The sequence below is a fragment of the Kitasatospora xanthocidica genome, from assembly GCF_014656195.1.
Taxonomy (GTDB): domain Bacteria; phylum Actinomycetota; class Actinomycetes; order Streptomycetales; family Streptomycetaceae; genus Kitasatospora; species Kitasatospora xanthocidica.
In genome coordinates this window covers 56,711-62,710 of record NZ_BNBY01000019.1, presented here as the reverse complement: position 1 = coordinate 62,710, position 6,000 = coordinate 56,711, and the positions used below count along the sequence as shown (strand labels likewise).

The window sequence follows — 6,000 nt, the reverse complement described above, 5'->3', positions numbered from 1 at the left end:
GGCCGGACGACCTCGACGGTCGTCCGGCCCCGGCGGGGTGCGGCTCAGGCAGGGTGCGGTCCCGGCGGGTGCGGCTCAGACGGGGTGCGGCTCAGGCGGTGGCGAGCGAGACCTCCGTCGACTTGATCAGGGCGACCACGGCGGAGCCCTCGGCCAGGCCGAGGTCGGCGCAGGCGTCGGCGGTGATGGCGGCGGTCAGCTCCCCGCCGTCCACGGCGACCTTCACACCGGCCATGGCGCCGCCGACGGCGACCGCGGAGACCGTGCCGGGGAGCTGGTTGCGGATGCTCAGGCCCTCGACGGGGCCGGTGGCCAGGGCGACCTCCGTGGACTTCACCAGGGCCCGCACCGGGCTGCCCTCGCGCAGGCCCAGGTCCTTCACCGCGTCCCTGGTGACGGCGGCGGTGAGGTCGCGGCCGCCGTCGAGCCGTACCTTCACGGTCGCCATGACCTCACCCTCGGCCACCGACGTCACGGTGCCGGACAGCTGGTTGCGGATGCTCAGGCTCATGGGAGGTACCTCGATCCCGGATCGTCGGGCTGCTCAACGTTGTCCGATCGTGCGGTTCCACCGTAGGCACAAACAAGCGCAGACATCGCACGTGGTTGAAGCGTCAAGCGGGATGGGTCTGCTCAGTGGTCCGGAGTGGTGGGTTGCCAGGCGAGACCGAGTGCGTCGTCGATTGCGGCGGTGCTGGGTTCTTGGGAGCCGCCGAGGGCTGCGTGGCTCAGCAACGCCGGCGTCCCGGCCTCGAGTGCGTGGGTGATGTCCCGGAGCATGGAAGTCACCGAGGTCCACTGGGGAACGTCCAGTGTCCAGGTCTCGTGGTCCCAGCGGAGTACCGCGCCGTGGGTGTCACCGGGGCGCAGGTCGACGATCAGTCCGTCGCCGCCGGGGCCCAACGCGATCGGCATGAACTCTCGCTGGTAGCGGCTCTCGGGCTGGCCGTTCTCGTCGAACGAGTCGCCTTCCTGCTCCGCGACCAGCAGCCAGATGTCGTGGGTCTCCAGGGCCTCGCCCAGCGAGACCGGGGCGAACGCGTCCGGAATCCAGTAACTCGCGGTGACGTCGGGCAGCAGCCACCAGGCCCGCAGGTCGGCGGGCAGGGGCAGGCCGAGGTCTGCCTCGAACGCGTCCAGGCGGGCGGCATCCGGCGCCGGTCTCGCCGGGCCTCGTCGGGTGTGCGCGGTGAGCCAGGTGCCGATGCGGCCCCAGGAGGTCGAGACGTCGTGATCCGCGGTTGTCATGGCGGGCAGTCTGCAGGATCTCCGCGTCGGGGTGTTGGGGGGCTCCTCGACGGCTTGGGCGAGTTCCTCAATGAAATCGGTGGTGGTGTCCTGGCGGGAGCGCGTAGCGTCCGGGTTTTGATGACTGACTCCTGGGACACCATCGCTGACTGGTATGCGGGACTGCTGCGGACCGGTTCCGCCATGCACGAGTTCAACCGCGACGTGCTGCTCGGGCTCCTGCCCGGGGAACTCGGCGGGTGCCGCGTTCTCGATCTCGGCTGCGGGGAAGGCATCGTCGCCCGCGCGCTGGCTGCCCGCGGAGCCTCCGTCGCGGGCATCGACCCTTCACCGCGGATGATCGAACATGCCCGCGCGGCTGCTGCCGGCGGGCCCGGCACGGTGACCTACGCGGTGGATGACGGGTGCGTGCTGAGCACGGTCGCCGCCGAGTCGGTCGACTGGGTGACCGCCGGTCTGTCCCTGAACAACGTGCCCGACCTCGATGCCGCTCTGACGGCCGTACGGCGCGTGCTGACGGCACAAGGCGAGCTTGCCTTCACGATCCCCCACCCGTGCTTCGAAGCGCCGCACGCGTCCTGGACACAGATCACCGACAGGCCGGTTCGACGTGTCGTCGGGGACTACCTTGCCGAAGGATTCTGGCGCTCGGACAACCCTGAAGGCGCCCGCCGGGCCGGCAACCAGCACCGGACGCTGTCCACGTACCTGACGGCTCTGGTCCGGCACGGGTTCGCCCTGGAGACGGTTACCGAGCCATCTCCGAGTGACCAAGTGGCGGCCGCGCAACCCCACAGGGCGGGACTGCCACCGTTCCTGGCCGTTCGCGCCCGGCGCGCTGCGTGACGCGTGGTGATCCACGCGATGCCGGTCGGCGGGTGAGTGCGGGTCAGCCGCGCAACTGCTCGGCCGCCTCCTGGTACGCCTCGGTGGCGCGCGCGAAGTAGTCGAAGAGGACGTCGAGTTGCTCGGGTGAGTAGCCGGCGAGGATCGCGCCGATCCGCTGCCGCGCGGGGGTCATGATCCGGTCGAGGTCGGCGGGGCCGCCGGCCGGTTCGACGATGACCTTGCGCCGGTCGCCGGGATCGGGCACCCGGTGCACGTAACCCGCCTGCTCCAGTCGGTCGATCAGGCGCGTGGTGGGACCGGTGGTCAGCCCGGTGCGGGTGGCCAGTTCGCCGGGGGTCATGGCCCCGGTCAGCTGAAGGATGTTCAGTGCGTACAGGTCGGTGGCGCCGAGTTCGCATGCCCGGGCACTCGCGTGGCCGTGAAACATCACGGCGCTCAGGTAGCGCCGCTCCCGACTCCGTCCCGGACACCGACACCGCCGAGATCCGCGCCCTCCTGGAGCGCAGCACGGCCGCCTGGAACCGCGGCGACGGCACCGCCTACGGTGAGCAGTTCACCGCCGACGCCACGGATGTCACCTACGCCGGTACCGTCTACCACGGCGGCCCCGAGATCGGCCGTGCCCACCAGGCCCTGTTCGACAGCTTCCTGAAGGGCTCCAAGCTGACCATCGAGATCATCGACCTGCGCTTCCACGGGCCGGACACCGCCGTCGTCGTCGCCCGCGGTGAGGTCCACAAGGCTCGGCCGAAGCGCCTGGGCAAGCTGGCCACCTACACGGTGGTCCGCGAGGCGGGCCGCCACTGGCGTATCGCCGCCGTCCAGAAGACCCAGCGCAAGCGCCTTTTGGAGGCGTTCTCGTTCCGCTTCCAGCCGGCCACCCGGCCCGCCGCTTCCCGCGGTTGACGGGCGCCCTCCACGGACACGGTCGCAGGGGGCCTGCTTCCGTACGGATCACGCCGGAACAGTCCCTGGCGTGCGGTGTCCGTGGTCCGGCCGGCCTACTCCCGGCCGGTCTGTTCCCGGGCGAGCGACTCCTGGTGGCGCAGGCGGCGGGCCACGGCGAGCCACCAGGGGAGCCCGAAGAGCACGACGAGGACGCCGCCGAGCACGGGCGGCGCGGGACGGGCCGCGCCGAGCGCCAGGCAGGCGAGGGCGGCCGCCGCGCAGGCTCGTGACAGCGGGCGGTAGAGGTACCGCTTGGTGCGCCAGGCCCGGAGGGTGGCGGCGACGAGCATGGTGCTGGACAGTACGACGGCCGCGCCGGCGCACAGCACCCACGACGTGGCGGCGGCGGTACGGGCGGCGTGGGCGTGCTCGACGAGGCTGACCATGGCCGCTCCCATGGCGGCGACCGCGGCCGTGAGCGGCAGGTGGGCGAGCATCCACTGGACGGTGGCCGCGCGTGTCCGCCTGGGCTCGCGGTGGCCGGCGAAGTCGAAGTAGGTCCACCAGGCACCGAATCCGACCACGACCGAGAGCAGTCCCACGGTCAGGGTGAGGGCGCTGACCGGTTCGGCCGCGAGGCCGCTCACGACACCGGTCACGGTCTCGCCGAGGACGATGATGATGAGCAGCCCGAAGCGTTCGATCAGCGCGTCGGTGACGCTGAGCGTGGCGGCCGCGGCCGGGGTGGCCTTCAGCATCACGGCGGCGATGAGCACCAGATAGGCGACGTCCAGCAGCCCCCAGGTCCAGACCCGTGCGGTGGCGGGGAGTACGGCGCTGAGCGTGAGGACCGCCGCGCACAGGACGGTGCCCGTGATGTAGAGCCTGCTGCCGCGACGGTACTCGGGGCGGTCGCGCAGGGAGGCCAGCAGCCACAGCAGCGCCAGCACCGCGAACAGGACTCCCGCGGTGACGGCGAAGGCCGCGCCCGAGGTGCCGCCCGCCCCGGGGATGAACGCCCCCAGCGGGACCAGGACCAGGATCTGCAGCAGGAAGGTGCTGCGGGCGCGGGCGTCCTCGCGGCCGTGCAGTTCGTGGTGGAGGCTCCCGTTGACCCAGATGATCCAGATCAGCCCGAAGACGGCGCCGTACTCGCCGATGCCGCGCCAGGTGAGCTTCCCGGCGAGGTGGTGGGCGGCCTGGGCGACCAGGGCGACCACGACCAGGTCGTAGAAGAGTTCGAGGGGGCCGACGACGCGTTCGCGCGGCTGCTCACCATGGGCGCGCGGCGGCTGCCACAGCTGGCGCCGCAACCGCCCCCAGAAGGTGGGTTCCCCGGCCTCGGCGGGGGCGCCGTCGTCCTTCATCCGCTGTCAACTCCCCGTCGGCACCGGCATCGTGACCGTTCGCTCGCCCCGCCCGGCTTGAGCGCGGCCCGGGAGCTATCCCCGGGTTCGGATGCCCGCGAATCCCCGTTGCTCCGTCCGGACGAGTCGTCCCGGCGGTGACGTCTCTCGGTCCGTGACCGCCGGACGAGTTCTCGCGGGTGGCGTGTTCTTGACGAGGCCGGTCCAGCCGGCATCGCGGGACAGCTCCAGTGGGCCGAGGTGGGTGCCCTGGAGGCGCAGCTGCACGGTCACGACGTCGTTGGCCGCGTAGAACCGTTCGAGTTCCCGGAGCGTGTCGGGGAACGCCTTCGCGTAGGCCTCGACCGTCTTGCCCAGGTCGTGCGGGGCGGCAGCGTCGTCGGGTGCCGCGCCTACGTGGGTTCCTCCGCGGTGAGGCGTCGGAGGAGGGCGAGCAGGGTTGCGCGGTCGGGTTCGGGGAGAGGGGCGAAGCAGGCGGCGAGGACCTCGTCGGCGATCTTGTGGCCGGCGGCCAGGAGTCGCTCGCCCTCGGGGGTGAGGTGGTGCTCGATGCGTCGGCCGTGGCCCGGTCGGCGTTCGGCCACGCCCTGGGCCGTCAGGCGGCGGACCAGGGTTCCGAAGGCCTGCTCGGTCTGGAAGGTTGCCGCGGCGAGTTCGCGGGCCGATGCCCCGGGTGCGCGGCTGATCGCGCGCAGGGCGTCCCATTGGGCCAGCGTGGTGCCGATGGCCGAGAGGGCGCTGTCGAGCGTCCGGTGCTGCCGGTACTGGGCCTGCTTGACCGCTCTGCCGAGTTCCTGCAGCTCATTGCTCATGGGCTGAGTCTACGGCATGACCAAGCTAGCTTATATAAAGATGTTTAGTTACTCTGGATCCATGACGACAGAACACACCGCAGACCTGGCCCTCACCCTGGCCGAAGCCGGCGCCGGCAGGCCGGTCCTGCTCCTGCACGGCGGCGGGGGCCCGGCCACCGTCACCGGCCTCGCCGAGCACCTCTCCCGGACCGCGCACACCATCACGCCCGTGCACCCCGGCTGGGACGGCACCCACCGTCCGGCCTGGCTCACCGGCATCGACGACCTCGCCGTCGCCTACCTCGACCACCTGCGGGACCGCCGACTGGACGACGTCCTGGTCATCGGCTCCTCGCTGGGCGGCTGGATCGCCGCCGAGATGGCCGTACGCGACACCGAGGGGACCATCACCGGCCTCGTCCTGATCGACGCCGTCGGCGTGCACATCGACACGGAACCGATCACCGACTTCTTCGCTCTCGACGCGCGCGGCGCGGCGGAGCACTCCTGGCACGACCCGGACCGCTACCACGTCGACCCCGCGGGCCTCCCCGTCGAGGAACTCGCCCGCCGGCAGGCCAACATGGCCACCATGCGGACCCTCGCGGGCGACCCCTACATGCACGACCCCGAGCTGCTGGGCCGGCTCGGGCGGGTCCAGGTGCCGACCCGCCTCCTCTGGGGGGAGAGCGACCGCATCGTCACCCCCGCATACGGCGCCGCGTACGCCGAGGCCTTCGCCGACGCGGTGCTCGAGGTCATCCCCGGGGCGGGCCACCTCCCGCAGATCGAGCAGCCGGAGGCCACCCTCGCCCTGATCGACGCCCATCTGCGCCGGACGGGCGGTCGTTGAC

At 71.8% G+C, this 6,000-nt stretch carries 8 protein-coding genes; 3 read left to right on the top strand and 5 right to left on the bottom strand.

What is annotated here, in order from left to right; all coding sequences use genetic code 11:
- Positions 1-91: 91 nt before the first annotated feature.
- Both IE332_RS27715 and IE332_RS27710 read right to left on the bottom strand, forming a co-directional pair.
- Complete coding sequence (locus tag IE332_RS27715) at positions 92-511, bottom strand: TOBE domain-containing protein (protein WP_189921533.1); 420 nt, start codon at positions 509-511, stop codon at positions 92-94.
- A gap of 122 nt (positions 512-633) precedes the next feature.
- On the bottom strand, positions 634-1,248 hold the full coding sequence (locus tag IE332_RS27710) for an SMI1/KNR4 family protein (RefSeq protein WP_189921531.1): 615 nt from the start codon (positions 1,246-1,248) through the stop codon (positions 634-636).
- 120 nt (positions 1,249-1,368) lie between these two features.
- On the opposite strand from IE332_RS27710, the gene IE332_RS27705 reads away from it, so the two are divergent.
- A complete protein-coding gene (locus IE332_RS27705) occupies positions 1,369-2,094 on the top strand; it encodes a class I SAM-dependent methyltransferase (protein ID WP_189921529.1) in 726 nt (241 codons plus the stop codon).
- A 43-nt stretch (positions 2,095-2,137) separates the two neighbouring features.
- Here IE332_RS27705 and IE332_RS27700 read toward each other — a convergent pair whose 3' ends face one another.
- Complete coding sequence (locus IE332_RS27700; protein ID WP_189921527.1) at positions 2,138-2,524, bottom strand: MarR family winged helix-turn-helix transcriptional regulator; 387 nt, start codon at positions 2,522-2,524, stop codon at positions 2,138-2,140.
- Here IE332_RS27700 and IE332_RS27695 point away from each other — a divergent pair.
- On the top strand, positions 2,494-3,003 hold the full coding sequence (locus tag IE332_RS27695) for an SgcJ/EcaC family oxidoreductase (protein WP_189921525.1): 510 nt from the start codon (positions 2,494-2,496) through the stop codon (positions 3,001-3,003). The two genes, IE332_RS27700 and IE332_RS27695, sit on opposite strands and share 31 nt — an antisense overlap.
- A gap of 95 nt (positions 3,004-3,098) precedes the next feature.
- Here the strand turns inward: IE332_RS27695 and IE332_RS27690 are convergent, their stop codons facing one another.
- Complete coding sequence (locus IE332_RS27690) at positions 3,099-4,352, bottom strand: low temperature requirement protein A (protein ID WP_189921516.1); 1,254 nt, start codon at positions 4,350-4,352, stop codon at positions 3,099-3,101.
- A 392-nt stretch (positions 4,353-4,744) separates the two neighbouring features.
- Positions 4,745-5,164 (bottom strand): MarR family winged helix-turn-helix transcriptional regulator, encoded by a 420-nt coding sequence (locus IE332_RS27685; RefSeq protein WP_189921514.1) that lies wholly within the window; start codon positions 5,162-5,164, stop codon positions 4,745-4,747.
- A 61-nt stretch (positions 5,165-5,225) separates the two neighbouring features.
- Here IE332_RS27685 and IE332_RS27680 point away from each other — a divergent pair, with 61 nt between their 5' ends.
- Positions 5,226-5,999 carry an alpha/beta fold hydrolase gene (locus IE332_RS27680; RefSeq protein WP_189921512.1) on the top strand — a complete coding sequence of 258 codons (774 nt, stop codon included), beginning with the start codon at positions 5,226-5,228 and terminating at the stop codon, positions 5,997-5,999.
- Position 6,000 lies beyond the last annotated feature (1 nt).

Excerpts from the sequence above, each read along its gene's own strand:
- IE332_RS27715 (WP_189921533.1), bottom strand. The coding sequence starts at position 511 with ATGAGCCTGAGCATCCGCAACCAGCTGTCCGGCACCGTGACGTCGGTG.
- IE332_RS27710 (WP_189921531.1), bottom strand. The coding sequence starts at position 1,248 with ATGACAACCGCGGATCACGACGTCTCGACCTCCTGGGGCCGCATCGGC.
- IE332_RS27705 (WP_189921529.1), top strand. The coding sequence starts at position 1,369 with ATGACTGACTCCTGGGACACCATCGCTGACTGGTATGCGGGACTGCTG.
- IE332_RS27695 (WP_189921525.1), top strand. The coding sequence starts at position 2,494 with ATGCCCGGGCACTCGCGTGGCCGTGAAACATCACGGCGCTCAGGTAGC.
- IE332_RS27700 (WP_189921527.1), bottom strand. The coding sequence starts at position 2,524 with ATGTTTCACGGCCACGCGAGTGCCCGGGCATGCGAACTCGGCGCCACC.
- IE332_RS27690 (WP_189921516.1), bottom strand. The coding sequence starts at position 4,352 with ATGAAGGACGACGGCGCCCCCGCCGAGGCCGGGGAACCCACCTTCTGG.
- IE332_RS27685 (WP_189921514.1), bottom strand. The coding sequence starts at position 5,164 with ATGAGCAATGAGCTGCAGGAACTCGGCAGAGCGGTCAAGCAGGCCCAG.
- IE332_RS27680 (WP_189921512.1), top strand. The coding sequence starts at position 5,226 with ATGACGACAGAACACACCGCAGACCTGGCCCTCACCCTGGCCGAAGCC.